This is a genomic window from Acinetobacter sp. YH12251, from assembly GCF_013417465.1.
GTDB lineage: Bacteria > Pseudomonadota > Gammaproteobacteria > Pseudomonadales > Moraxellaceae > Acinetobacter > Acinetobacter amyesii.
Window position 1 is genome coordinate 107,171 of sequence record NZ_VPDZ01000014.1, and the last position, 24,815, is coordinate 131,985.

General features: G+C 38.4%; 26 protein-coding genes and 1 riboswitch. Of the genes, 17 read left to right on the forward strand and 9 right to left on the reverse strand.

Annotated elements, in window-relative coordinates:
• Window positions 1-194 precede the first annotated feature (194 nt).
• Window positions 195-1,400 (reverse strand): alkane 1-monooxygenase, encoded by a 1,206-nt coding sequence (locus FTV27_RS13025; RefSeq protein WP_180078925.1) that lies wholly within the window; start codon window positions 1,398-1,400, stop codon window positions 195-197.
• Between the two features lie 181 nt (window positions 1,401-1,581).
• Between FTV27_RS13025 and FTV27_RS13030 the strand changes: the two genes are divergently transcribed.
• On the forward strand, window positions 1,582-2,532 hold the full coding sequence (locus tag FTV27_RS13030; protein ID WP_180078926.1) for an AraC family transcriptional regulator: 951 nt from the start codon (window positions 1,582-1,584) through the stop codon (window positions 2,530-2,532).
• Between the two features lie 4 nt (window positions 2,533-2,536).
• Here the strand turns inward: FTV27_RS13030 and lpxB are convergent, their stop codons facing one another.
• Window positions 2,537-3,709 (reverse strand): lipid-A-disaccharide synthase, encoded by a 1,173-nt coding sequence (gene lpxB / locus FTV27_RS13035; RefSeq protein ID WP_180078927.1) that lies wholly within the window; start codon window positions 3,707-3,709, stop codon window positions 2,537-2,539.
• Window positions 3,710-3,848: 139 nt separating this feature from the next.
• Window positions 3,849-4,076, reverse strand: a complete 228-nt coding sequence (locus FTV27_RS17365) for a helix-turn-helix domain-containing protein (RefSeq protein ID WP_180078928.1) — start codon at window positions 4,074-4,076, stop codon at window positions 3,849-3,851.
• Between the two features lie 387 nt (window positions 4,077-4,463).
• On the opposite strand from FTV27_RS17365, the gene FTV27_RS13045 reads away from it, so the two are divergent.
• The 3 genes from FTV27_RS13045 to FTV27_RS13055 all read left to right on the forward strand — a co-directional run bounded on the left by FTV27_RS13045 (window position 4,464) and on the right by FTV27_RS13055 (window position 7,161).
• Complete coding sequence (locus tag FTV27_RS13045; RefSeq protein WP_078193863.1) at window positions 4,464-5,360, forward strand: sulfite exporter TauE/SafE family protein; 897 nt, start codon at window positions 4,464-4,466, stop codon at window positions 5,358-5,360.
• A 127-nt stretch (window positions 5,361-5,487) separates the two neighbouring features.
• Window positions 5,488-6,579, forward strand: a complete 1,092-nt coding sequence (locus FTV27_RS13050; protein ID WP_143221612.1) for a 3-deoxy-7-phosphoheptulonate synthase — start codon at window positions 5,488-5,490, stop codon at window positions 6,577-6,579.
• Between the two features lie 57 nt (window positions 6,580-6,636).
• Window positions 6,637-7,161 (forward strand): protein tyrosine phosphatase family protein, encoded by a 525-nt coding sequence (locus FTV27_RS13055; RefSeq protein WP_180078929.1) that lies wholly within the window; start codon window positions 6,637-6,639, stop codon window positions 7,159-7,161.
• Here the strand turns inward: FTV27_RS13055 and ispF are convergent.
• Entirely contained in the window at window positions 7,149-7,637 is a 489-nt protein-coding gene (gene ispF / locus FTV27_RS13060) for a 2-C-methyl-D-erythritol 2,4-cyclodiphosphate synthase (RefSeq protein ID WP_168378679.1), read from the reverse strand. The two genes, FTV27_RS13055 and ispF, sit on opposite strands and share 13 nt — an antisense overlap.
• 100 nt (window positions 7,638-7,737) lie before the next feature.
• Between ispF and FTV27_RS13065 the strand changes: the two genes are divergently transcribed.
• Window positions 7,738-8,388, forward strand: coding sequence for a hypothetical protein (locus FTV27_RS13065; RefSeq protein WP_180078930.1), 651 nt, complete (start codon window positions 7,738-7,740; stop codon window positions 8,386-8,388).
• Between the two features lie 76 nt (window positions 8,389-8,464).
• On the opposite strand, the gene FTV27_RS13070 is transcribed toward FTV27_RS13065, so the two are convergent.
• Complete coding sequence (locus FTV27_RS13070; protein ID WP_180078931.1) at window positions 8,465-9,706, reverse strand: D-amino acid dehydrogenase; 1,242 nt, start codon at window positions 9,704-9,706, stop codon at window positions 8,465-8,467.
• A 134-nt stretch (window positions 9,707-9,840) separates the two neighbouring features.
• Window positions 9,841-9,931: riboswitch (glycine riboswitch) on the reverse strand.
• A gap of 230 nt (window positions 9,932-10,161) precedes the next feature.
• Between FTV27_RS13070 and FTV27_RS13075 the strand changes: the two genes are divergently transcribed.
• Window positions 10,162-10,935 carry a hypothetical protein gene (locus tag FTV27_RS13075; protein WP_180078932.1) on the forward strand — a complete coding sequence of 258 codons (774 nt, stop codon included), beginning with the start codon at window positions 10,162-10,164 and terminating at the stop codon, window positions 10,933-10,935.
• A 175-nt stretch (window positions 10,936-11,110) separates the two neighbouring features.
• Window positions 11,111-11,638, forward strand: coding sequence for a hypothetical protein (locus FTV27_RS13080; protein ID WP_180078933.1), 528 nt, complete (start codon window positions 11,111-11,113; stop codon window positions 11,636-11,638).
• A gap of 104 nt (window positions 11,639-11,742) precedes the next feature.
• Here FTV27_RS13080 and FTV27_RS13085 read toward each other — a convergent pair whose 3' ends face one another.
• From FTV27_RS13085 to prmB, 3 genes are all read right to left on the reverse strand, one after another.
• Window positions 11,743-12,258, reverse strand: a complete 516-nt coding sequence (locus FTV27_RS13085) for an N-acetyltransferase (RefSeq protein ID WP_180078934.1) — start codon at window positions 12,256-12,258, stop codon at window positions 11,743-11,745.
• A gap of 409 nt (window positions 12,259-12,667) precedes the next feature.
• Window positions 12,668-13,762 (reverse strand): chorismate synthase, encoded by a 1,095-nt coding sequence (aroC, locus tag FTV27_RS13090; RefSeq protein WP_078193870.1) that lies wholly within the window; start codon window positions 13,760-13,762, stop codon window positions 12,668-12,670.
• 13 nt (window positions 13,763-13,775) lie between these two features.
• Window positions 13,776-14,786 carry a 50S ribosomal protein L3 N(5)-glutamine methyltransferase gene (prmB, locus tag FTV27_RS13095; protein WP_180078935.1) on the reverse strand — a complete coding sequence of 337 codons (1,011 nt, stop codon included), beginning with the start codon at window positions 14,784-14,786 and terminating at the stop codon, window positions 13,776-13,778.
• A 309-nt stretch (window positions 14,787-15,095) separates the two neighbouring features.
• On the opposite strand from prmB, the gene FTV27_RS13100 reads away from it, so the two are divergent.
• The 10 genes from FTV27_RS13100 to FTV27_RS13145 all read left to right on the forward strand — a co-directional run bounded on the left by FTV27_RS13100 (window position 15,096) and on the right by FTV27_RS13145 (window position 24,028).
• Entirely contained in the window at window positions 15,096-15,401 is a 306-nt protein-coding gene (locus FTV27_RS13100; RefSeq protein WP_180078936.1) for a hypothetical protein, read from the forward strand.
• Window positions 15,402-15,558: 157 nt separating this feature from the next.
• Window positions 15,559-16,932: an AarF/ABC1/UbiB kinase family protein gene (locus FTV27_RS13105; protein ID WP_180078937.1), complete on the forward strand. Its 1,374-nt coding sequence runs from the start codon at window positions 15,559-15,561 to the stop codon at window positions 16,930-16,932.
• A 241-nt stretch (window positions 16,933-17,173) separates the two neighbouring features.
• Window positions 17,174-18,460, forward strand: coding sequence for an acyl-CoA dehydrogenase family protein (locus FTV27_RS13110; protein ID WP_180078946.1), 1,287 nt, complete (start codon window positions 17,174-17,176; stop codon window positions 18,458-18,460).
• Between the two features lie 30 nt (window positions 18,461-18,490).
• Window positions 18,491-19,690, forward strand: a complete 1,200-nt coding sequence (locus FTV27_RS13115) for an acyl-CoA dehydrogenase family protein (protein ID WP_180078938.1) — start codon at window positions 18,491-18,493, stop codon at window positions 19,688-19,690.
• An 88-nt stretch (window positions 19,691-19,778) separates the two neighbouring features.
• Window positions 19,779-20,264 (forward strand): GNAT family N-acetyltransferase, encoded by a 486-nt coding sequence (locus FTV27_RS13120; protein ID WP_180078939.1) that lies wholly within the window; start codon window positions 19,779-19,781, stop codon window positions 20,262-20,264.
• Window positions 20,265-20,606: 342 nt separating this feature from the next.
• Entirely contained in the window at window positions 20,607-21,191 is a 585-nt protein-coding gene (locus FTV27_RS13125) for a lytic transglycosylase domain-containing protein (protein ID WP_180078940.1), read from the forward strand.
• 477 nt (window positions 21,192-21,668) lie between these two features.
• Window positions 21,669-22,028 (forward strand): hypothetical protein, encoded by a 360-nt coding sequence (locus tag FTV27_RS13130; protein WP_078193877.1) that lies wholly within the window; start codon window positions 21,669-21,671, stop codon window positions 22,026-22,028.
• Window positions 22,029-22,080: 52 nt separating this feature from the next.
• Window positions 22,081-23,040 (forward strand): hypothetical protein, encoded by a 960-nt coding sequence (locus tag FTV27_RS13135; protein ID WP_180078941.1) that lies wholly within the window; start codon window positions 22,081-22,083, stop codon window positions 23,038-23,040.
• Window positions 23,041-23,049: 9 nt separating this feature from the next.
• Window positions 23,050-23,586: an ATP/GTP-binding protein gene (locus FTV27_RS13140; protein WP_078193879.1), complete on the forward strand. Its 537-nt coding sequence runs from the start codon at window positions 23,050-23,052 to the stop codon at window positions 23,584-23,586.
• Between the two features lie 10 nt (window positions 23,587-23,596).
• Entirely contained in the window at window positions 23,597-24,028 is a 432-nt protein-coding gene (locus FTV27_RS13145; RefSeq protein WP_180078942.1) for a roadblock/LC7 domain-containing protein, read from the forward strand.
• Window positions 24,029-24,039: 11 nt separating this feature from the next.
• Here the strand turns inward: FTV27_RS13145 and FTV27_RS13150 are convergent, their stop codons facing one another.
• Window positions 24,040-24,480, reverse strand: coding sequence for a hypothetical protein (locus FTV27_RS13150; protein WP_180035693.1), 441 nt, complete (start codon window positions 24,478-24,480; stop codon window positions 24,040-24,042).
• Window positions 24,481-24,815 lie beyond the last annotated feature (335 nt).

Genomic DNA, 24,815 nt, shown 5'->3' on the forward strand with positions numbered 1-24,815 from the left:
TCAAAGTATCGCAGAAACATTTTTGATTACAATAAGCCTTGTCTCAAACAATTGCGGATGACGTTACCGTGTATCGTTCTTTTATTTGAATCAACGTGCGCTTCTGATGTTACTGCGTAGCATCGGTTAATAATACACACAATAAAAAAATCCCAAGCAAACAAGCTTGGGATTCTTCTCATCAGGTATTCGACTTAAACGACTGAAATTGCAAACTTTTTAAAAATACTTGCACGACGTTTAGGATGAATATTGGCTTTAGTTAAATCACCTTGATAGTGATCATAGACCCGTTTATCCATCATCTTAAACCAAATAGAGGGTATTAAAGCAGGAATTAGCATAGTGGCATAGCCGCTAGGCAACTCTGGCGCTTCATCAAAATGTCTTAATGCCTGAAATGGACGAGTCGGATATGCATGATGGTCTGAATGTCGTTGTAATTGATACAAAAATAGATTGGTCACAATATTATTATTATTCCAACTATGTTCAGGCATGGTGCGGGCATAACTTCCATCCGTTTTTTGCTCACGCTTCAGACCATAATGTTCAATATAATTAATAATTTCAAAAAGGCTGATTCCATAAAAGGCCTGTGTAACTAAATACGGTGTCACGCCTTTACCAAACATTTTCAGCATCGAGGCATGAAAACCTGCACTCATCGCCCAACCATGAAACAGTTCATTGTCCTTCGAAAAGAAACTTAAACCTTTACGTTTTAAGCGTTGTTTTTCAATCTGCACCGCCGATTTAATTCCACCAAATACAGTGCGTGGCCAAAACTCATAAAAAGTTTCGCCCATTTTTGAAGATGCAGGATCTTCAGGCGTTGCCGCACGTTTATGGTGCCCATAAGGATGTTCTATACGGAAATGGCTATAACCTAATGGTGCGAGCGTCGCATGTGCCCAGTAATGGTCTTTTTTATGTGGTCGATGGCAGAGTTCATGTGCTGTATTTACGCCAACACCATTGATGGCACCCATCGAAATCCCAAGTAGAAGTTGATCTAATAATGAAACATCTTTACGGGTAACCACATAGCCTGCAAAAGCATTCGCTGCCATTTGCAGTGGAATAAATAGTTTGACTATACGATCATAATAGGGATCATTCACTAAAACTTTGATGTCATCATCTGTCGGGTTATTGGCATCATCACCGATCAGTGCATCCAGTGCAGGAATAATGACATGCAGTAGAAGCGGCCCTCCCATGGCAAATAGTTTTTTTGTCGGTTTGGGACCAAAATGATAACCCGCCAAGATCCCCATACCAATGACTGGTAAACCTGGACTCAATAGCCAACCATAACGTTTTTTATCTAAAACACTACCGATTTTGCTTTCTAACTGAGCGAGCTGCTGTTCATTTAATTTTACTGGTGCATTCATGCGCTAGACTTCCCTAATTACTTCTTCTGTGTTTATATTCGTAAAATATGGGCAGCCAGAACAGTTTTAAGCGTCCAAAAAAACTATGTGATCGTCTTTGGCATTTAAGGATAAATGTTGACCTTTAAGCACATAGTGACCATCTATAAATACAAAATTAATATGAGTAAATATTTGAAATATGGATGCTTTAAGTAAAATTTTTGATGATATTCATCTCCACCGATCTGAATATATTTATTTGAGATCAAAGCATCCTTGGGCTTTTCATTTTCAAGATCACAATGCCATGGTTGCGTATGTAGTGATTCAAGGTCAGTGTGTTGTACATATAGATCAAGAGCAGGTCTTACTTGAAGCTGGCGATCTTTGCCTTATTCCGTCAGGGCAAAACCACCACTGCAAATCTATACAGTCTGATATCTTGGTCGAATCAGTGAACATCACACCACTGTTTCAAGAGCAACGAAATAAAACCATTGAATTAAATTCTGCCGAATCTCATGAAGCAGAAGAATTATTTGTACTAGCGATCCGTGGACATGTCGACAGCATTATGGCAAAGCCTTTAGTGAATGCCCTCCCCACGCTGTTACATACACCACACATTATGAGCAGTACCGCACCGGAATGGTTGCAAATTGGCTTACATTTTCTGGCCGTTGAAGCGCATCAGATCCGTCCAGGCCGCGACAAAATTTTGGATCATTTGGTGAGTATTTTATTTATCGAATGTGTGCGTGATTATATTGCAGCCTTGTCAGATTCAAGCAGTTGGTTGCATGCCTTGAGTCATCCTGAATTATCCAACGCTTTGGCAGCGATTCATGAACGACCACAGCATGCTTGGACCGTCGAAAGTTTGGCAGAACAATGTTGTATGTCACGTTCTAAATTTGCCAGTTTATTCACTCAAATGCTTGGTGAATCCCCACTTGCCTATTTACAGCAACATCGTTTGCGACTAGCAACACAGCACTTACAAATGGGGCAACTGACTATTCAACAAATTGCCCATCGTATCGGTTACTCATCTGAAACGGCATTTAGCCAAACTTTTAAAAAGTTTTATGATCTAACACCGAGCCAGTATCGACAGCAGCATCAACTCGCAAAAACTGAGTCACCTTAAAGGTTTAATCTAAAAGCTTTAAAATCGCTTCCACAGGGTTTTCACTGTTACCTGAAAGCAGTTGTTTATGCATGGTGATGTGCTGCATCACTTGAATTTGCGATTTTTCAACATCCATCAAGCTTTCAATTTCTGCTGCTAATTTTTCAGGTGTTGCATCATGTTGAATAAGTTCCTGAATCACCTTTTTGCCCGCAATAATATTCGGCAATGAATAATACGGAATTTTGATCAGCAATTTCACCACATGGTAAGTCAGCCAATTTAACTTATAAAAGGCCACCATTGGACGGTGTAAAAGCATCGCTTCTAAAGTCGCTGTACCCGAAGCCAATGCGACAATATTCGATGCGTTCATCACCTGACGGCCAATTTTAGATTCGGTATCGGTGTTTTCCATCAAGCGAACTTTGGCTTGTAATGCTTCAGGGTACTGCTTGAGCAACAATTCGATTTGCTGTTTACGTGCATCATTAATTGCAGGAATCAGGAACACATAGTCTGGATGCTGCTCCGTCAAAATCTGTGCGGCGGACAGTACCAAAGGCCCCAAACGCTCAATTTCACCGCGACGGCTGCCCGGAAGTAATGCAATGTGTTTTTGATGCTCATCTAAGCCTAACTCGTGTTTAGCCGCAACGAGTGGATTATCTAAAGGCAACTGACTTGCCAATGGGTGTCCGACAAATGCAGCCGGAACTTGCCATTTTTGAAAAAATGCTTTTTCGAAAGGAAATAAACAAAGGACTAAATCGATAATCGCCTTGATGCCATGCACACGGCCTTGTCGCCATGCCCACACTGAAGGGCTGACATATTGCACTGTTTTAATTGGTAGCTGTTTTTGCTTCATGCTCTTAGATAAACGCAAATTAAAATCCGGTGCATCTATCCCTACAAAAACATCGACAGGGTTTTCAGTCCATTTTTCAACCAGACCATCACGTACAGCAAAGAGTTTTTTAATATCTTTTAAGACTTCAACGATCCCCATCACCGATAAAATATCCATCGGATAATAGCTGTTAAAGCCTTCTGCAATCATTTGCGGACCACCGATGCCTTCAAATTCCGCATCGATCCCTTGCTCTCGAAAACTACGGATAAGCTTGGCGCCTAATGTATCCCCGGATACTTCCCCAACCACGATGCCAATTTTAAGTTTCCGATTTTGCAAAAGTCTGTCCTTTTAACTCAATTTTCTTTAGCTATAGATTCTATACGAGTCCTTCACAAAGTTAATAGATTTCCTGAAAAAAGCTGCACAGCTCTAATTCACCATTTTAGAAATATTCCTCACTGTGCTTAGCTACTAACTAAAATTTTTTATACCAATGGTTCTGATTTCTACCGTATTTACTCTTAAACAATTTACGAAATAGTACTGCGGTTTTAAAACCCGTGCTTTCCGCAAGTTTATCAACTGAATAATCTGTCAATTCGAGCAATTCAGCCCCACATCGCAGTCTTTCATTATTTAACCATGTGACAATTGGTAGCCCTGTCGCATGTTTAAAATGTCTAGTTAGTGTCCTTCTACTCATATTCGAATAATGGCGAAACCTTATCTTTTTAAGGCGTATGAGACTTAGCAGCAGTGGAATTTATATACACTGTTGCTTATATCGATAAATATCAAATCAAAAGTTTAGAATTGAAAACCTACAGTGCATTTAGGTATTGGATATCCACTTCAGATATTCAAAGCCTTATATTCAAAATATATGATTTCACTGCAGCATAATCTACATTTGAACTATCAACCAGTTGAGAAAACCATAATCAATAACTTAGTTTAGATAAAATTCATTTATTTCAAAATTAAAAACATTCTTTATCTATTTTTTTCACAAGCAAATCACTAATCGAGACAACGACTTATATCAATTAGTCATAAGATATGCACGTTTTTTGATATTTGGCATTCAGCGATGGTCGGTCCTTTAGAGTTCATTCTGGCAGGTGTAATTGTAGGTTTCTGCGTAGGTATTACCGGCGTTGGCGGTGGTTCATTGATGACCCCTATCCTGATCAGCCTGTATAAAATTGAACCCCACATTGCGATCGGTACAGATCTACTGTATGCCGCAATTTCAAAATTTTGTGGTTCTTTAGTTCATGCCCGTAAAATGAATATCGTTTGGACCATTGTTATTTGGCTTGCAGTCGGCAGTATCCCTGCGTCTTTTGCGACCCATTGGGTACTTGAAAACTATCTCAGCCAATCGACACATTACAAAACCGTCTTAACCATGTTTTTAGGTTTTATGCTGACGATTACAGGGATCTCAATTATTTTCCGTGGTCATATCGAAAAATTCTTTAATAAATTTCGAAAAACTGATCAGTTGGATGATATGAGTGCTGATCTGGAGCGTATCAATTTCCAAGCTAAAAATAAGCGTGCATATATCATTATCATGGGGATTATTTTAGGCGTATTCGTTACTCTATCGTCTGTTGGTGCAGGTGCCTTCGGTATTATGGCTTTGGTGCTTATGTTCCCGAACTTACCGATGATTCGTATTATCGGCTCTGACGTCGTACATGCCGTGCTTCTTACACTGGTTGCAGGCTTGGGTCATATGAGCTCAGGTAATGTCGATTTTCATTTATTGGGTTGGTTATTGGTGGGTTCTATTCCTGCAATTGTGGTCGGAACTTTAATCAGCTCACGTTTACCTGAAAAAGTCATTCGTAAAGTCTTAGGCATTACCTTGTTTGTTTTAGGCATGAATTTCATCATTAATCCAGTAAAATCAAAACCTGTCGAAAAACCAACAACTGCAATGTTGATCGCACCAACGGTGAATAGTCAGCAGGTTTAAATTAACTGTCCGATTCATCACTTTTTTTTCAGAGACTTATTGATCTTTTTTATAACATTTGAATGCTATATTCATGTTATATTCGGCTCACGAAACAACCTTTTGTATAATCAAACCAGTGACGGCAATGAATACTTTACAGTCAAATTCTATTACCCAAAACGACATTGATGACGTGAATGTAAAAAGCATTCAGCCACTTGTTACTCCTGCAGAACTAAAAAAAGAGCTACCTCTGACTGAAACTGCCTATCAAACAGTCCTTAAGGGCCGTGAAACTGTACGTAATATTTTAGATGGAAATGACAAACGTCTTTTTGTTGTCATTGGTCCATGTTCAATTCACGACACAGTCGCTGCACATGATTATGCTGACCGTTTAAAAGTTTTAAGTGACAAAATCCAAGATACGATTTATGTCGTGATGCGTGTGTATTTTGAAAAACCACGTACCACTGTGGGTTGGAAAGGTCTAATTAATGACCCTGACATGAACGATTCTTTCAACATCGAAAAAGGCTTACGTATTGGTCGTAAACTTTTACTTGAATTGAATGAAAAAGGTTTGCCTTGTGCAACTGAAGCGCTCGATCCAAACTCACCACAGTACTACCAAGATCTTATCTCTTGGTCAGCGATTGGTGCGCGTACCACTGAAAGCCAAACACATCGTGAAATGTCTTCTGGCCTTTCTTCACCTGTGGGCTTTAAAAATGGTACAGATGGCGGTTTAACCGTTGCGACCAATGCCATGCAATCTGTTAAACATGGTCATAGCTTCTTGGGCTTAAGTGACCAAGGTCAAGTTTCTGTTATTCGTACTAGTGGTAACCCATATGCACACGTTGTACTTCGTGGCGGTAACGGTAAACCAAACTATGACGCAGGTTCAGTTGCAGATGCTGAAGCGGCATTAGCCAAAGCAAAAGTTAGTGGCAAAATCATGATTGATACCAGTCATGCAAACTCAAACAAAGACCCGTACCTACAACCCCTTGTTCTGAAAAATATTACTGAACAAATCCTTGACGGAAACAAGTCAATCGTGGGTATTATGGTAGAAAGTCACTTAAAAGGTGGTCGTCAGGATATTCCTGCCAACCTCTGTGACCTCGAATATGGTAAATCAGTGACTGATGGCTGTATCGATTGGGATACGACTGAAAAAGTCTTGTTAGAGATGCATGAAGCACTTAAAGACGTGTTACCGACACGCTAAGTGAATGAAAAACGCCATCTTCGAGATGGCGTTTTACGTTGAAGGATTATTTGTCAGATGAATGAAATCGAAAATGCGTTAAGTCACATTGAAAACTTCCAATATATACATGAACACTTATTAACGTCCGGTCAACCATCTCCTTCTGAGCTTCAAACGATCAAAGAATATGGTGTTTCAACGGTTATTAATTTAGCATTGACTGATGCATCCAATCATATCGAGCATGAAGACCGCATTTGCCTAGATCTAGGCCTGAACTACATCCAATTTCCAATCTCTTGGGATACTCCTTCAGATGATCAATGCCTTTTAGTACTCGATATGATTGACCATTTGGTTCAAGGTCAAACGGTTTGGCTGCACTGTGCAAAAAACTTCCGTGTCAGCAGTTTGATGTATTTATATCGTCAATACTATATGGATGTTGATATTCAAAAGGCTCAAGATTTGATGCATCAAATTTGGGAACCCAATGAAACATGGACAGGTTTAATCCATGCTGTTGCCTTACAACTTCAAGGCCGTAAAGCAACACAAGATTTACAACATGCACTGATCCATCCAGATCATTTTGCGTGAGAAATCAGTACAGTTGCTGTAGAAAGAATACCTTCTTGGCGACCGGTAAACCCTAATTTTTCGGTGGTGGTCGCTTTGATGCTAATTTGTGTGACTTCAACATCCATGACATCTGCAATGCTTTGACGCATTTCTAAATTATGTTTTGCTAGTTTAGGGCGCTCACAGGCCACAGTAATATCTGCATTATTAAGTACATATCCACGATCTAAAATCAGTTGGTAGACGTGTTTTAAAAGTACTCGACTATCTGCACCTTTAAATTTTGGATCTGTATCTGGAAAATGCTGACCAATATCTCCAAGTGCCAAAGCACCTAACAATGCATCACAAAGCGCATGTAGTACTACATCACCGTCTGAATGTGCTTTGAGTCCATGTGTATGTGGAATTTGAACACCAGCAAGCGTTACAAAGTCACCTTCTTCAAATGCATGCACATCCATGCCCTGACCGATACGAATTTGAGCTATCATGCTTGAGTTCCTTGAGAAAATAATGATTGAAATCTTGTATTCACGCTTTCTATTTCGCTATAGTGTGGGCAAGCGCAACATAGTGAAAGTATAAGCGATCATGCTGTTGAAAACAGAAATAAATATCATCAAAAAATTCGGACTGGTTCTGCTAATAGGTTCTGGCCTAGCGATGTTTACGCATGCAGAAAAGATAGACTGTGATCATGCCAATACTCAGGCAAAAAAAAATTATTGTTCTGACCGTTTTAAAGAACAGCGTGAAAAGCTAGATGGGCTTTTTTTAACAGCGCAGTTAATTACCGATGCCCCAATACGCTTACTGATAGATACGCAAAAATTATGGTACAGTCGTATTCAGCAATGCAAAAACTTGGAGTGTTTTAAACAACAATTTGAGCTTCGCCATGAAGATTTGAATATTTATACCTCGATGAACCAAAGTTTAACGCAGCATTATCTTAAATTTGAAAATGGTCATTTTGCGACATCACCTGTACATTTAAAGGTACATCAACTAGGCAAAGACAGCATCAAAATTGAAGGCATTGCCTATCGTAATCCGAACAATCGAGTCGAAACACAAACCATCCCATTTTTAGCTTACACAACACCCGAACAAAAAAATCAAATCACCGATAATGAACACGACTGCAAATATCAGTTCAATTACAGTAAAGCCTTACTCTCAGTAAAAACTGAACAAAAAGGCTGTGAACGATTTGCAGGGATTTATCGTTTATATGATTAAGATCAAATTCGAATGACTTAGAAAAATACAAAAAAGCCTCAACATTGAGGCTTTTTTGATGTCTACAATATGTCAGTTAAATCGGATGTGTTTGCTGCACTTGCTGGCTAATCATTGCAGCAGTTGCCGCAGATAAAGTCCATCCAAGGTGACCATGCCCTGTATTATAGAAAATATGATCTCGCTTACCTGCATGCACTACTGGCATCATATTGGGCATCATTGGTCGTAAACCCGCCCACGGCACCACATGTTCTGTAGAGAGATTAAAGTTACGATTTGACCAATCTATTAAGGGCTGAATGCGATCTGCACGAATGTCTCGGTTATAGCCATTAAACTCTGCCGTGCCTGCAACACGGAGTCGATTTTCACCTAAGCGTGAAGTCACAATTTTGGCACTTTCATCCAACAGACTTACCCAAGGCGCATTGGCCTGACTTTGTTCATCATTTAAATTAATGGTGATTGAATATCCTTTGACTGGATACACATTTACGCGATCACCGAGTTTATGTGCAAGTTCATAACTACCTACGCCACCACAGACCACCACAGCATCTGCTTCAAGTATGGTATCAGCATCAGGATGTTCCATATTTTCATCACTGGCTTTTAACTGAACATTGACACCTTTTGCATGATGTTCAAAGTCAGTCACCTCAAAACCCCACATATATTTCACATCAAAGCGTTCTGTTGCTTTAGCAAGCTGCGTCGTAAATTTGTGGATGTCGCCCGTGGCATCCCCCGGACAATAAAAACCACCATAGTATTCACCTGTCAGACTAGGCTCAATATCACGGATTTCAGCTAATGTCACAGGATGACGCTCTAAGCCACCCTCACAGAGCATATTATTAACTTGAGTCGCTACCTCATAATCATGTTGATTATGAAAGAAATGTAAAATGCCGCGTTTTTCTAAATCAAACTGTAAGTTTTCATGCTCAGCTATTTCAAATAAGCGCTGACGTGCCATCAATGCAAGACGGACAGTCTCGTGAGTATTTTCACGATAATCTTTAATATGCCCCATAAATTCAAAAAGCCATGAATATTTATGAAGATTAAAACTTGGATTTAATAGTAATGGCGCGGTTTTTTGTGACATCCATTTGATGCCTTTCACCACCGTTGCTTTTTGATTCCAGACTTCAGCATTACATGCTGATAATTGACCACCATTGGCAAAAGAAGTTTCCATTGCAGGATAAAGATGTTTATCGACCACGGTGACACGATAGCCGAGTAATCCGAGTTCGTAAGCTGTCGTTACCCCAGTAATACCTGCACCAATCACAACAATATGACACATATAGGCTCCTTGGAAATTATATTTCCTATGCTCGCCCCATCTGTCATTGGTACCTGAGAGCTTTGGTTCCTTGCGAAGCAATGTAAACCTTCCCCTTCGGTGAGTAGATCCGGCCTACTTCTCTCCAGATTTTTTATATGATTACAGTCCTTTTGCCTGAGAGTTTCCTGGGGGAACTTGCTCCTTCGGCGAGCACGATCTGTGCTTCTCTCCTGCAATCATCCATTCGTTTTTATTCGGCATTCATCTTGGTATTGCCTTAGTTAGATATGAGCAATATTTGTACCAAATCTCAAGTCCTATTTGGGTCAATATTGTTAAATATTATTTTTTTATCAATTTAAGTTGTTAGTCTATAAATTTAAAATCATTTTTTTCTACACCTAAATACTTCATCTTTAAAATAAAGGTTTAAAATATTAAATGAAATTTATAACTAGAAAGATTGAAGTTTTATGTCGGATTCTACGCTTTTTTCTCGCTACGCATCTGTGATCAAAACACATTCTATTGAAGAATTAACCCAAAGTGATTTACTCCTTCTTAAGACTCTGGGGCCTGTTCAAAGTTTTTATGCACCATTCGAGGCCATAAATCATGATGCAAAAGTGGTCATCGTCGGCATCTGCCCAGGCCAGCAACAATGGCGTAATGCATTAATTGCAGCGAAGGACGGCTTAGAACAGCAATTATCTGAGGAAAACATTCTTAAACTTGCAAAGAATAGTGGTGCTTTTAGTGGCCCTATTCGTAAAAATTTAACTCAACTGCTAGATCATATTGGATTACACAATCAATTAGGCATACACACCACTGCAGAGCTATTTAGCAATCATCAAGATATAGTGCAAATGTGCTCAGTTTTACAGCAATGTATTTTGGTCAATGGAAAAAATTATGCTGGCTCAACGCCCCCAATGCTGAAAAATGAATTATTAAAACAACATATTGATGATTATTTTATTCCTATGGTTCAACAGCTTCCGAACGCAATTTATATCCCGCTAGGCAAAGGTGTAGATGAGGTTTTAAATTATGTAAGCAGCTTAGGCTATTTTAATGATCAACAGATTCTAGCTGGACTTCCCCATCCATCAGGTGCAAATGCTGAACGGATCAAATATTTTTTAGGTGAAAAACCACGTGACCAATTATCTCGACAAACCAATCCCGAGCAGATAGATAGCGCAAAATCACAGATCCTGCTTAAATTATCCAATCTTCTATGAAGTTCGCTTAACATCATTGAAAAATATTATTTATTTGAATATCCCCTACTTATATCAAAGCAGTGCTCGAACAAAACTAGAAAAGTGTGATGTATTTTACTTTTTTGTTTTTTCTGTGTGAATATGCGCGAAAATAAATATTGCTCATAAAAATAACGCTAACATGGAAATACGCATGAAAAATTATTTAGTTCTAGGATTTACACTCCTACTATTCACGGGTTGTATTACCGTACCTAAAAATAAACCTGAAACAAGAACCTTGAAGCTAAAAGGTGTGAATACCGTTGAAAACAGCAAAGTGATCCAACGAACCATTACTCGAGGTCAGTTACTATGTGAAGCTGGGCAAAAATGTCCTGAACTTGCAATTGATTGGCATAAAAACAAAGGTGAGTATGCACTTTCACTGCATTCTTATGATCAACAGCAGCTTGATATGAGTGAAATATCTTGTGTGATTGACGGCAAAGTATTGTCTTATCCTGCAATAGGTCAAACAAATTATCGTCGCTTAGATAATTCAAATGTGATTGATTCTTCTAATACCGTGATGATTCCAGATACTGTGCTTAAACAATTCCGTGACGCAAAAAATATTGCTGTGATTATGAATACCAACCAAGGTGAAATCGCACACTATATGTTAAAAAACCAAAAATCTTCACATGCCTATCGACTATTTTTACGTGCTTATTCTTAAGACCAAATAGTCTAAAATAAAAATCCCTCAAGTTAGTCTGTGTTTTCTTTTGGGATTTTTTATTCATCTCGCTTTATAAATTGATCAAATGCATCACATGGACGTTATTTTATTCGTTTAATTAATTGTTTAATTGTCAGTTCACAAATCGGTTGAGCTACCTCTAGATGAAGAGGATAGGCTTGATTTTCATCTGTTAGCTTATAGCCACGCCGTTGATAATATTTTATTAATTCTAAACGCCGATCAATCACATACATGACAAATTCTTCAACATTGGGTTCCATCAACATCGCTTGCTGTTCTGCAAATTGCAATAATTTTTTTCCAAAGCCCTGAGCTTGCTTATCTGGATGAATTGCAAAATGATCAATTTCACAGCTCCCCCCTTTATTTGAATACCAATACACCCCATGATCTGCGCGTGTACCGATTCCATCACATATAGATGAAAATCCTTTTTTTTGTAAGAGTTGACTGAGTTGAGAGACATTTATTCGATTTCCTCGAACAATATGATGTTCCGTGGTCCAGCTCTTGGGATGATTCTCTCGATAGGCTGTATTCATTAAGCTTTCGAGCTGCTGAATATCATCAAGTAAAGCATGTCTTATATTCATATTTTTTATCTATTTATTTTCATAGGCCTATTTTACTGAAATAAAAAAACCAGACAATTGTCTGGTTTTTTTATGCAATTTGCTCATCAGTGTAGCTCGCTAGCGCTATTCACCAACCGCATCGGAACAAAAAGCAGTGCTTTGTTATTTATCCACTGTGACTCGCTAACGCTACTCACCAACCGCGTTCGAAACAAAGCAGCGCTTTGTTATTTATCCACTGTGACTTGCTAAAGCTATTCACTAACCGCGTTCGAAACAAAGCAACGCTTTGTTATTTATCCAATGTGACTCGCTAACGCTACTCACCAACCGCGTTCGGAACAAAGCAGCGCTTTGTTATTTATCCAATGTGACTCGCTAACGCTACTCACCAACCGCGTTCGGAACAAAGCAGCGCTTTGTTTCCTCACTTGGGTTCAATTGGGGCAAATGGTGCAACTACATCCGCATTTTGGGCACGGTTACGCATGAAGTGATCCATGAGCACAATTGCTAACATTGCTTCCGCAATTGGAGTTGCACGAACACCGACACAAGGATCATGGCGACCTTTGGTCAACACATCAGTATCTTCACGATTAATCGTAATGGTTTTACCCGGCGTAGTAATGGATGCTGTTGGTTTTAAAGCAATCGCAACACGAATGTCCTGACCACTCGAAATACCGCCCAAAATGCCGCCAGCATGGTTTGCCAAGAAACCATCCGTAGTTAACTCATCACGGGTTTCATGACCAAACTGCTCGGCAACACCAAAGCCATCACCAATTTCCACACCTTTTACGGCATTGATGGACATCATGGCATGTGCAATATCTGCATCTAAACGATCAAATACAGGCTCGCCCCAACCGACTGGCACTTGCGTCGCAATAATTTCCAGTTTTGCGCCACAGCTCGTTCCTTGTGCACGAAGTGAAGTTACGAGAGCTTCAAAACGTGGGACAGCATCTGCATCACCACAGAAAAATGGGTTATTCGGAACTTCATTCCAGTCCAATTTCTCTGCTTTTTCGGTACCAATTTGGGTTACATGACCACGAATTTCGATGCCGAATTTCTCAAACAAGAATTTTTTAGCAATCGCACCCGCAGCAACACGCATCGCAGTTTCACGAGCACTCGAACGGCCACCACCACGATAATCACGGAAACCATACTTATGTGTATACGTATAGTCTGCATGACCCGGACGGAAGGTTTGCGCAATGTTGCCATAATCTTTTGATTTTTGATCTGTGTTACGGATCAAAAGACCAATCGATGTACCGGTTGTTTTGCCTTCAAATACGCCTGAAATAATTTCAACTTCATCGGGTTCTTTACGCTGAGTCGCAAACTTAGATGTGCCCGGCTTACGACGATCCAGATCCTTTTGCAAATCGGCTTCAGTCAGTTCAATACCCGGTGGAACCCCATCCACAATGGCCATCAGACCAACGCCATGAGATTCACCACAAGTCGTTACACGGAAGAGTTGCCCTATACTATTACCTGCCATGTCAAACGACTCCTTATGCTTGAACAGATTGAATGAATAAATCTCGGTATTCGCGGCATTGAGCAGCAGTCAATGCAAAGATACCTGTACCGCCTTTTTGGAACTGTAACCAATAAAAATCAACGGTATTGAAGTTTTGACGCATTGCCCATTCTGAGTTACCCACTTCGATCACAATTAAGCCATCTTCAGTCAGGTAATCTGCAGCTTGTGCCAACATTTTACGGACAAGATCCAAACCATCTTGACCCGCAGCAAGCGCCATTTCAGGTTCATGGTGGAATTCTTCTGGTAAATCTGCCATGTCTTCAGAATCCACATATGGCGGATTCGACACGATCAAATCATATTGATTTTCTGCTGGAATTTTGGCGAATAAATCAGACTCGAGTAATGCCACTTGATATTGTTTATTGTGGTGTTCACAGTTAATTTGTGCCACTTCAAGTGCATCTTTAGATAAATCTGTTGCATCAACTTCAGCGTCTGGGAATGCATATGCTAAAGCAATCGCGATACAACCCGAACCCGTACACATATCTAAAATGCGCTGAGGAGTTTTTGGATTGGCATTTTCAGGTAGATTATTAACTGCAGAACCCATCTCGCCATTTTCACCTAAGCAATATGGCGCAAAACGGTTTTCAATTAACTCTGCAATTGGAGAACGTGGAATTAGTACACGTTCATCAACATAAAATGGCTTACCAAAGAAATACGACAAGTTAAGTAAATAAGACGTCGGAACTTTTTCATTAATACGACGTTCTAACAATACTAAAAATTCTGCAACTTCACTTGGCAATAATTTCGCATCTAAGATTTCCGCATCTGCATTCCAATCTAGAGATAACGTTTGTAAAACCAATGCTGAGCTTTCAGCAAAATAGTCTTCTGTACCTTGTCCTAAGTGGGCATCATATTGACGTAAAGCTGTTACCCCAAAGCGGATATAATCACGAATTGTTGATAGGTTTTCAGCTGCTTCCTGTAAATGTTCAGGGCTAATAGTCGGTCGATCCACTTAAGGCGTCTCCAGTTCATAATTTTTTAAACGCCCTATGATACCTTGTTTTGATGCTATTTATAATAAAAATACGGCATTATTCACCGCTTGAAAGCATTTCATAACCGTATAGATGAGGTCTGATACATTCGCTGAAATGAAATGTGTACTTTATGCCTTTCAGCATTCTATAAAATCTAATTAGATGAAAATTACGAATAAAAACCAATTCAAGCTCAAATGTTTAGCAATTTGTACTTGATCCCAAGCTTTAATTTTATAAAATCATCCCCATACAAACAGTTAAATTTTAAATGCGGAGCTCCAATGAGCTATAAGCACAATAACCTCATGGCTATGCGTCAGAGCTATTGGGAAGACACTCAGTCTTTAAATGTGCAAACTGAAAAGGCATTTTTTCAGCAACTATTGATCGAACATCAAGTTTTCCCTGATGCGAGTCTAGAAAACGCACGTACCCTATTTTTTAGCTTACCGAGCATTATTATTGTCAAAGGTTATGCTGCCGGATTTAAAGACGAATCTGTCCAACATCTCATTCATCAACATATTGAAGAACATAAAACCGCATTGATGCAAAACGACACGGTAAAAATCAAATATCGTTTATAGTTTTCTTTCCAATGTACCTGTCTACGCGGCATCTTGCTTAAGTTTGCAAATGCTTACTGCATATTCAGTAAGTTGAACTATTTTAATACGTTAAGAAACGTTAAAATTAGCTACAATGTATTTTTCTGCGAATTGCTGATTAAAGGATTTAATTTACATGTCAGATCAGAACGATAAGCTCAAACACTTGAAAACGTCTTCTATGGATCGACGCTTATCTATCGCAAAGGCATCGCTACTTGCGGGAACTCGTTGGGCAGCATCAAACGCCACTTCTATTTTTTCGAGTGAAGAAGAAAAAGAGAAAAAGCGTAAAAAAGCCATGAAAGATCAGGCTGAATATCTCGTCGCAGAAATTGGTAAATTAAAAGGTTCAATTGTAAAAATTGGGCAAATGATGGCGTTGTATGGTGAACATTTTCTGCCTGAAGAAATCACCCAAGCCCTCAACACCTTGAACAATCAAACAGTTGCATTGGCATGGCCAGCCATCAAAGTCCAATTACAAAATCAACTTGGCTCAAAACTTGATGATCTCGTGATTGATCATGAGCCACTTGGTACAGCTTCTTTGGCACAAGTTCACCGTGCAAAACGTAAATCTGATGGTTTAGAACTGGTTTTAAAAATCCAGTATCCGGGTGTGGCAGATGCAATCGATTCGGATATGAATCTATTCAAAAACATGCTCAAACTGACACGAATGGTTCCTCAAACCCGTGAATTTGATCAGTGGTTTGATGAAGTTCGTGAAATGATGCATCGTGAAGTAAATTATAAAATCGAAGCAGATACCACTCGCCGTTTTGCTGCACGCTTAAAAGAAGACCCGCGCTATATCGTGCCGCAAATCATTGATGGTTATTCAACACCTCAAGTGCTGTGTATGACTTTTGAACGTGGTGTACCGATTAACAGCCCAGTAATGCTGTCACTTCCTCAAGAGCGCCGTAATGCCTTAGGTGAAGCATCACTTGAAATTGCCGTACGCGAAATTTTTGAATGGGGTGAAATGCAAACCGACCCTAACTTCGGAAACTATTTGGTCCGTTTGGGCAATGGTGCGGATGTGCCCGATAAAATCGTACTCCTCGACTTCGGTGCGATCCGTCAGTTCGATGAGCATCTATTAGGCGTTGCGCGTAATTTGATTACCGCGGGTTACCATCACAGCTCTGAGCAAATGGTCAAATCGATGACAGGTTATGAGTTCTTTGATGGTATTCCACAAAGTATTAAACCTGATATGGCTAAAGTCTTTTTGTTAGCGACAGAGGCATTTAGTAGCACTGAAAATAACCCAAACATCCCTGCTGGTGTTATGGACGAACAACAACGCTATGACTGGAAAAAAAGCCAATTACATAGCCGTGTGATGCAACAAGCGTCAAAATCGATGGCATCTCGCTATTTCTCAGTTCCACCTAAAGAGTTTATGTTTATTAGCCGTAAATTTATCGGTGCATATACCTTTATGACCGTCATTGAAGCAAAAACCAATGTTCGTCGTATGATTCAAAAATATCAATAATCATTCAATACAGACCTTAAAACTTGGCTGACTCAAATGTCAGCTAAGTCAATTTTAAAATAACAATACTTTTAAGCCTTTTTACTTTTCTATTCTTAATTAATCATTTAGCAATCGAATCCCACCTAATCTCGCCGTTTATCTTTGACAATCATGCATGTCATTTATGACATGGTTTTTCTATCTTTGGCATGTCAGCATTAAATAAGAACAACGCAAATGGAAAACAACAATGACCAATATGGTAAACAAGGCACAAGGATTTGGACTCTCACTTTTAACTAAAATTGCCGGTAGTGATGTACTCGATCAGTTTAAACTGCGCAAATTTGTTGAAAAATCTTTGTATCAAAGCTCAAAAGCTGGTTTTAAAACCTTGAGCCAGACACAAAAAGCATTTCAGACCAACAAAGGTGTGCATAAGCAACGTTTGCCAAATCAACAAAAATCATTATTTGATTTAAACCTGACTGAAGAACAGCAAATGACTGCTGATGCGATGCAGCAGTTTGCCACAGAAGTTTTGTATCCACTTGCTCATCAAGCCGATCAAGAGGAAAAATTTCCTAAAGCGTTATGGCAACATATCCAAGATCTAGGTCTAAATTATTATGCCTTACCTGAAGATTTGGGTGGCGTTGCAGCAGAAAAAAACATCATTAGCAATATCTTAATTGCGGAACAATTGGCTGAAGGTGACTTTAGTTTAACAGCAGGTTTACTGTCGACGTGTAGCTGTATCAATGCCATCACCCAATGGGGTTCAGAATCTGTTCAAGCAACCTATTTAGCGACATTTGCAGATGATTCAACCCTCCGTGCAAGCTTTGCAGTTCAAGAGGCAACGGCGGCATTTAATCCCTATCAACTTAAAACTCAGGCGATTGCTGATGGCCAGCAGTATAAAATCAGTGGGGAGAAAACCTTAGTCCTTCTAGGCGAACAGGCAGATGTGCTGTTAGTGAGTGCCATGCTCAATGGGCAGCCTGAAGTTTTTATTGTGCAACGCGACCAGAGCATTAGCGCAAAAAAAACACCTGCTATGGGTTTGAAAGCCACTGAAACGGTAACTTTAAAATTTGATCAGACCCCTGCCCAACGCTTAGGTGATCAAGATTTCAACTATACCTCATTTATCGATCTTGGCAATTTAATGTGGTGTGCAATGGCTGTTGGTACCGCAACTGCAGTGAAAAAGTATTGCATTCAATATGCCAACGAACGTACAGCTTTTGGAGAGCCAATTTCACATCGTCAAAGTGTGGCATTTATGATTGCAGATATGGCAATCGAAATTGATGCCATGCATATGCTCATCCTCAATGCAGCAAGCCTAGCCGAAGCCGGCAAGCCTTTTCATCGTGAAGCCTATTTAGCCCGCGTGCTATGTGCTGAAAAGTCAATGAAAATTGGGACCGATGGCGTGCAAATATTAGGTGGTCACGGCTTTACCAAAGAACATCCCGTAGAACGTTGGTATCGAGACTTACGTGCCACAGCGATTCTTCAATCTGGCTTACATGCGTAATTCAGCAAAATAAAAAACAAGGAAATACCCATGAATTTACAAAATCCGAAAAAATTTAAATTGCTGATCGACCAAGCCCATGAAGTCGCTTTAAATGTTCTACGTCCTATTTCACGTAAATATGACAAAGCTGAACATGCCTATCCTAAAGAGTTAGACATGTTATCTTCCCTCGTCGACGGTATGAATGATGGCGGTGATGGCATGAATGCAGGTGCTGCCGTCAATAAACGTGGCGACACAGATACTGGAAATAAAAACGGTGTCAATATGTCAACAGCACTCAGTATCATCGAGATGTGCTATGGAGATACAGGCCTGTTGCTCAGTATGCCTCGACAAGGGCTTGGCAACTCGGCTATTGCCGCAGTAGCTAATGATGAACAACTAGAACGCTTAAAAGGAACTTGGGCCGCTATGGCCATTACAGAACCCAATTGCGGCTCTGATTCAGCAGCAATTCGGACAACAGCGACGAAAGATGGCGATGAATACATCCTCAATGGTGAAAAAATCTTTGTCACCTCGGGCGAACGTGCTGATTCAGTGGTGGTTTGGGCAACACTAGATAAAAATTTAGGTCGAGCAGCGATTAAATCCTTTGTTGTTGAAAAAGGTACGCCGGGCATGACTGTAGAACGCCTAGAACATAAATTGGGTATTAAAGCCTCTGATACTGCTGCCATTAGCTTTGTAGATTGTCGTGTCCCTGCTGCAAACTTATTAGGCAATGCTGAAATTGATGTAGCAAAGGGTTTTGCTGGGGTTATGGAAACTTTTGATAATACTCGCCCACTCGTTGCTGCGATGGCTATAGGCTGTGCAAAGGCATCTTTAGAGCGAATTAAAGAAATCTTTAAAGATGAATTAGACGAACAGTATTCAACACCCATCTTACAAAGTTCGAATATTGCTGCACAAATCTACCGTATGGAAGCAGACTGGGAAGCAGCACGTCTACTCATGCTCAAAGCTGCATGGATGGCCGACAACAAAAAGCCTAACTCACGTGAAGCATCCATCGCTAAAGCAAAAGCAGGCCGTGTAGGTAATGAAATCACGTTAAAGTGTGTAGAGCTCGCAGCGGCTGTCGGTTATAACGAAGATGAATTATTGGAAAAATGGGCACGTGATTCAAAAATCCTCGATATATTTGAAGGCACACAACAAATTCAACAATTAATCGTTGCACGTCGTGAACTGGGTAAAAGTTCAAGCGAATTAAAATAATTTTTTGCTTGAGTAATTTTAAACTTAGAGATGGATTTTTTTATAGGATCAGTCTATAAACAATCCATCTTTTTGTTTTTCGATCATTATGTTTCAAATCCGACCACTTCAAATTGAAGACAATGCAAGTATTGCCAATGTCATTCGCACAGTTTCCAAAGAATTTGGATTAGCACCTGAATCAGGATTTGCCGTTGCAGATCCAATTTTAGATGATTTATATCACGTTTATGCACAAGAAAATGCACAATATTGGGTTATTGAAAATCCACACGGTACAATTTTAGGTGGTGGCGGCCTTTCTCCTTTAGCTGGAGATTCAAGCATTTTAGAAATCCAAAAAATGTATTTTATGCCTGAATTACGTGGTCATGGCTTAGCCAAAGATATTTTAGAACTTTGTTTTCAATTCGCCAAAGATCATAAATTTAAAGCGTGTTATTTAGAAACCACACATACACTTGGGCAAGCAGTAAAACTCTATGAAAAAGTAGGATTTCAACACTTACAAGCTCCCAAGGGCAATACAGGTCATAGCCAAGCATGCGAAATTTGGATGCTTAAAACGCTTTAAATTATCCTTAGATTCCATTCATACCTCTGAAAAAAGTTATAGCTTTTTCAAATAGGGATATTTCATGAGTGGATATTCTAGTTTTTTATAACTAAAGTTCTCGGGATTTGAATATCCCCACAATCTTAATAAGTACCATGTCAAGAGAGAAATACTGACACAAGTAATGCTATCTGTTTTTCTCTCTTCACTTAAATAATTATGTAATTTGAGTACATTTCCATCAATTCTTACAATTTCACTGTACAGAGCATCTTAAGAAAATATTGACCTCTAAGTCTCCAGTTCATAATATCGCTTTAGAAATTACACTTAGCCATGATTATTTTAAAGTGAATATAAATGCAGAATGTACTGAATAAAACTCGCCTTTCAACTCGTCTTTCTTTGCTCCTAAGCGCTCACAGCTTAAAGTTTTTAACTGTTATTATATCTGTAACCCTGATTTCTGGATGTTCATCACTTGGCGGTGACTCTGTAGAGAAACGTGCCGTTAAACTTTCATCAGGGATACAAAAGGCCTATTCAGTCAATCCTGAAACTGCAAATCGAGTGTCCCCCTACATTGTGCAAACTGCTGATCAATACAACTTAGATCCTTTACTACTGGCTGCTGTTATTCGCCAAGAATCAACTTTCCGCCCTTATGTCAGTTCACCTGCAGGTGCAGTCGGTTTAACTCAGGTGATGCCACGTTATTGGCAAGCAACATGCCCTGGGGATTTATATGACGAATTAACCAATATTAATTGTGGGTCATTTATTTTAACTAAATATAAAAATGCCGCTGGCAGCATGCCAAAAGCTTTAGCCTACTATAATGTCGGACCTACCGCTTATAACACCAATCGAAAAATGAAAAAACAAGGCAAACGTTATGCAAAACAAGTGAAACAACATCGAAATAATTTAAAAAGTGCATTATAAGAAGTAAAGTTCAATCCTATTACCCCATGATTGAACTTTTAACATATATCACAAATACTTGAATTTAATGGACTTAAATCACAAATATAGATTCTAGAATAATATTATATGATGTATTTTAATGAGCAATAAACAAACAGCATATATTTTTAATATTTATTTCATCTTATATAATCTTTTTTGTATATTAAATTAATGAAATAATACATTAAATCTATTAATAAAAAAACTCTTATAAAACAACAACCTTAATTGAATTTCATATACAACAATTCTATAAAAAGTTTAAATATTCTACACAATACTACAACTTTTAGCAGTCAAGAATCGTTTAAACATCATTTTTACTTTATTTATTATTAACAATAATCAACCAGCTGATTTTTTTTAGCATTGTTTATTCATTATTTTTCGCTAATATCATAGACGTCAGTAAAACTATATTACTGATTAACATATAATTTATTGGGGTTAATAATGGCCAAATTATCTTTAAACGCTTTAACAGACATTGACGGTTTTATTGCTGCAGCTTTGGTTGACAGCGAAAGTGGCCTTGCTATGGCGACACAAGGCAATAACGACATCGATTTAGAATTAGCTGCTGCTGGTAATACTGAAGTTGTACGCTCAAAACGTAAAGTTGCCAAAGCATTGAATTTAAATGACTCAATTGAAGACATTCTAATTACTCTGGGTAAACAATATCACTTAATCCGCCCACTCGACTCAAATGAAGCATTATTTCTTTACCTCGTCTTAGACCGTAGTAAATCAAACCTTGCTATGGCTCGCCATGAACTTAAACATTTCGAAAAAGAATTAGATTTTTCTTAATTTAAAGTTGGGTTATTTCACCAGAAATAACCCAGTTTTTCTGGACCATTTCGTGAATAGCACATTATATATTTCTGTCTTTGGCTTAAATCTAAATGTTATCAATGACATCAAATCTATTATTTCAAATAAGCTATCTGAAACTTTTACTATTCATTGGACAAACATTGCAGATTCAAAACTCCAAGTCCTATTAATCAATGAAGACTTTATCGACCTGCCGAATATAAATAAAATAAAGCACGAAGATTTAATCATACTTAAACTTAAAAAAAATGAATTGAAAGCAAATCAAATCGAACACGATACCCTGTTTTTACCCCTAACAAATACCAATCAATTTGAGCATTGGTTAGAGCATTCAGTTGCGTTAAGGTTCCGAGACATTAATCCTGTAAATGTGTCCAATCCTATTGTTGTTCAAGACATAAAACCTAAATTAAATGCACTCCAGATCTCACAGGCTTTTAAAGATTTAAATAAACATCAACGTCAACTATTGCTTTTAGATCAAAAACCAATCGCACTCATTGATAACTTAAGCAATGAGTTTTGGATGGAACAAAATATTCAAATCACACAAAATTCTGAAATCACACTCATTTCAGCAGATACAAATACAGTTGTCACTTTTAAATATGGGTTGGAATCAATAAATTTACAGCATGGATTATGGCAATTTGTTTGGGATTACGTAGATGATACTCCCCCCAATTACACAAGCCACTATAAACTTTTGCATTGGCCACAGCCTATACATTGTGCTGAACGACAATCACTATTGAAAATATCCGCTTTTTTTATGGAAGGTAGTTCTACTCAATATATTGCTGAACAAATACATTTAAGCCAAAACTTTATTAATCGTTATTTATTTGCATGCCACATAGCTCAAATCATAGAAGAGATACCGGCCATGGCGAGTGTATATCATAGCCAAAAAACAGCTCAAGAATCTTCAAATCCACTACAGAGTTTTTTCCGTAGTCTTCGAAAAAAATTAGGAATCTAAAATTTCATTATGATTTTACAGCAATACAAGATCGTATTTGCCGGAACGATGGGTGCCGGAAAAACCACTGCTATTCAAAGTATTTCTGATATTCCTGTACTGAGTACAGAAGCGCTTAATACTGATCAAAATGCGCATCAAAAAATGTTGACTACTGTTGGAATCGATTACGGTGAACTTACTCTCGCCGATGGTACTAAACTTGGTTTATATGGTACGCCGGGCCAAGAAAGATTTAACTTTATATGGAATACCATTTGTAACGGCGCGATTGGTACAATTATTTTGATTGATCATACACATGACCATCCAATTCAGCAGCTGAATGATTATTTAAATTATTTTTCTGAAAATAATGAAAACATCATCATCGCGATTACACATTTAGACAGTACGCAGTATAAATCCACCAAACTTTATAAAGAATGGCAGGATTCACAACAGATACATCACCCGATTTTTTATATCGATGCTAGAAATAAAAAAGACATTCTTTTTATTCTAGAAGCACTTATTGCAAAAGCCGAAGTTCAACTTTCAATCTAATGAAGATATTATGAATACAGCAATTCGTACAACACGTTCAGCACCACTACAGCTTATTGAACATGCACATAAACTCATGAAGGAGTTAATTTCTGATGTGTCCGGTGTTGAATATATGATGTTATGTTCAACTGATGGTTTTGAATTAAAATCTATAGAAAAGAAAAATATTGAAAATTCTGGAAAACTTGCAGCTGTAAGCAGTTCGATCTTAGCAATGGTTCAAGCTTTTACTAACGAGATTAATTTAATTGGTTGTCAAACCATTACATTAGATGCTGAAAATGGTAAAGCATTACTCACAGCGATCTCTCACCCTCAGCACCCCATGATATTAGTTGTCTTGACATCAAAAAATGTATTATTAGGGCAATTATTATATTCTTTAAAAAGAGTGAGTAATGAACTAAGCGAATATCAACTGTCAAATACATTCACCTAGTCCAATTCAATTTATTTCATCGATTCACGCATTTTATCTTCATCAAAATATTGTGCAAATGATGCAATACGTTTTTCAACAACTGGATTTTTCATCAGGTTCTCAGCTGCACGATTCCCCAATAGTTCAAATGCTTTACCCAAAGCATTTGTTCCTTCATTTTCTGTAACAGCTTTGATTTCAGCATTACAACGTTTAGTAAATAAATCTTGAAATAAATTTGCCATATTTTTATCAATCTTTTGCATCTCAGCGGACGTCACTTTACTATACTTAGAAATTTCTGGATGTGCTGAAAATGCCAAATAAATCCAAGCCGTTAAGTTCTGACTCTCTTCTGCTGAAATTTTATTTACCAAACATTCACTTAGTTTATCCTGATACACACCAGCTGTAGTATTTAAAGAAACAAATGCAAATAAAACTATAGTTAATAATTTTTTTAAAAACATCTTAAATACCCTATATATTATTAATGAAACAAACGATTTTATTATATTGATTTATTACACATTTTGATTAGCAAAAGATTTTAAAATGATATAGATGGATTGAGCATTTTAGTTTTATTTTCTTTAAATATCTCTCGTTTTCCTATTTTTGTGCTTTAGCTTTTTCTACTTTTATAACGTTCTTTTCCTTTTTTCTTTTTTCTCCCGGCATAAAAAAACACCCCCTGGACTAGTCAGGGGGTGTTTCGAATAATGAGCTGGCGATGACTTACTCTCACATGGGTAACCCCACACTACCATCAGCGCTAAGAGGTTTCACTTCTGAGTTCGGGAAG

Coding starts and splice junctions, on each gene's coding strand:
- FTV27_RS13045 (WP_078193863.1), top strand. CDS start 4,464: ATGGTCGGTCCTTTAGAGTTCATTCTGGCAGGTGTAATTGTAGGTTTC.
- FTV27_RS13080 (WP_180078933.1), top strand. CDS start 11,111: ATGAAAAATTATTTAGTTCTAGGATTTACACTCCTACTATTCACGGGT.
- FTV27_RS13115 (WP_180078938.1), top strand. CDS start 18,491: ATGAATTTACAAAATCCGAAAAAATTTAAATTGCTGATCGACCAAGCC.
- FTV27_RS13030 (WP_180078926.1), top strand. CDS start 1,582: ATGGATGCTTTAAGTAAAATTTTTGATGATATTCATCTCCACCGATCT.
- FTV27_RS13105 (WP_180078937.1), top strand. CDS start 15,559: ATGTCAGATCAGAACGATAAGCTCAAACACTTGAAAACGTCTTCTATG.
- FTV27_RS13150 (WP_180035693.1), bottom strand. CDS start 24,480: ATGTTTTTAAAAAAATTATTAACTATAGTTTTATTTGCATTTGTTTCT.
- FTV27_RS13120 (WP_180078939.1), top strand. CDS start 19,779: ATGTTTCAAATCCGACCACTTCAAATTGAAGACAATGCAAGTATTGCC.
- FTV27_RS13025 (WP_180078925.1), bottom strand. CDS start 1,400: ATGAATGCACCAGTAAAATTAAATGAACAGCAGCTCGCTCAGTTAGAA.
- FTV27_RS13085 (WP_180078934.1), bottom strand. CDS start 12,258: ATGAATATAAGACATGCTTTACTTGATGATATTCAGCAGCTCGAAAGC.
- FTV27_RS13110 (WP_180078946.1), top strand. CDS start 17,174: ATGGTAAACAAGGCACAAGGATTTGGACTCTCACTTTTAACTAAAATT.
- FTV27_RS13130 (WP_078193877.1), top strand. CDS start 21,669: ATGGCCAAATTATCTTTAAACGCTTTAACAGACATTGACGGTTTTATT.
- FTV27_RS13065 (WP_180078930.1), top strand. CDS start 7,738: ATGCTGTTGAAAACAGAAATAAATATCATCAAAAAATTCGGACTGGTT.
- FTV27_RS17365 (WP_180078928.1), bottom strand. CDS start 4,076: ATGAGTAGAAGGACACTAACTAGACATTTTAAACATGCGACAGGGCTA.
- FTV27_RS13070 (WP_180078931.1), bottom strand. CDS start 9,706: ATGTGTCATATTGTTGTGATTGGTGCAGGTATTACTGGGGTAACGACA.
- FTV27_RS13050 (WP_143221612.1), top strand. CDS start 5,488: ATGAATACTTTACAGTCAAATTCTATTACCCAAAACGACATTGATGAC.
- FTV27_RS13125 (WP_180078940.1), top strand. CDS start 20,607: ATGCAGAATGTACTGAATAAAACTCGCCTTTCAACTCGTCTTTCTTTG.
- FTV27_RS13140 (WP_078193879.1), top strand. CDS start 23,050: ATGATTTTACAGCAATACAAGATCGTATTTGCCGGAACGATGGGTGCC.
- FTV27_RS13145 (WP_180078942.1), top strand. CDS start 23,597: ATGAATACAGCAATTCGTACAACACGTTCAGCACCACTACAGCTTATT.
- aroC (WP_078193870.1), bottom strand. CDS start 13,762: ATGGCAGGTAATAGTATAGGGCAACTCTTCCGTGTAACGACTTGTGGT.
- ispF (WP_168378679.1), bottom strand. CDS start 7,637: ATGATAGCTCAAATTCGTATCGGTCAGGGCATGGATGTGCATGCATTT.
- FTV27_RS13055 (WP_180078929.1), top strand. CDS start 6,637: ATGAATGAAATCGAAAATGCGTTAAGTCACATTGAAAACTTCCAATAT.
- FTV27_RS13075 (WP_180078932.1), top strand. CDS start 10,162: ATGTCGGATTCTACGCTTTTTTCTCGCTACGCATCTGTGATCAAAACA.
- FTV27_RS13100 (WP_180078936.1), top strand. CDS start 15,096: ATGAGCTATAAGCACAATAACCTCATGGCTATGCGTCAGAGCTATTGG.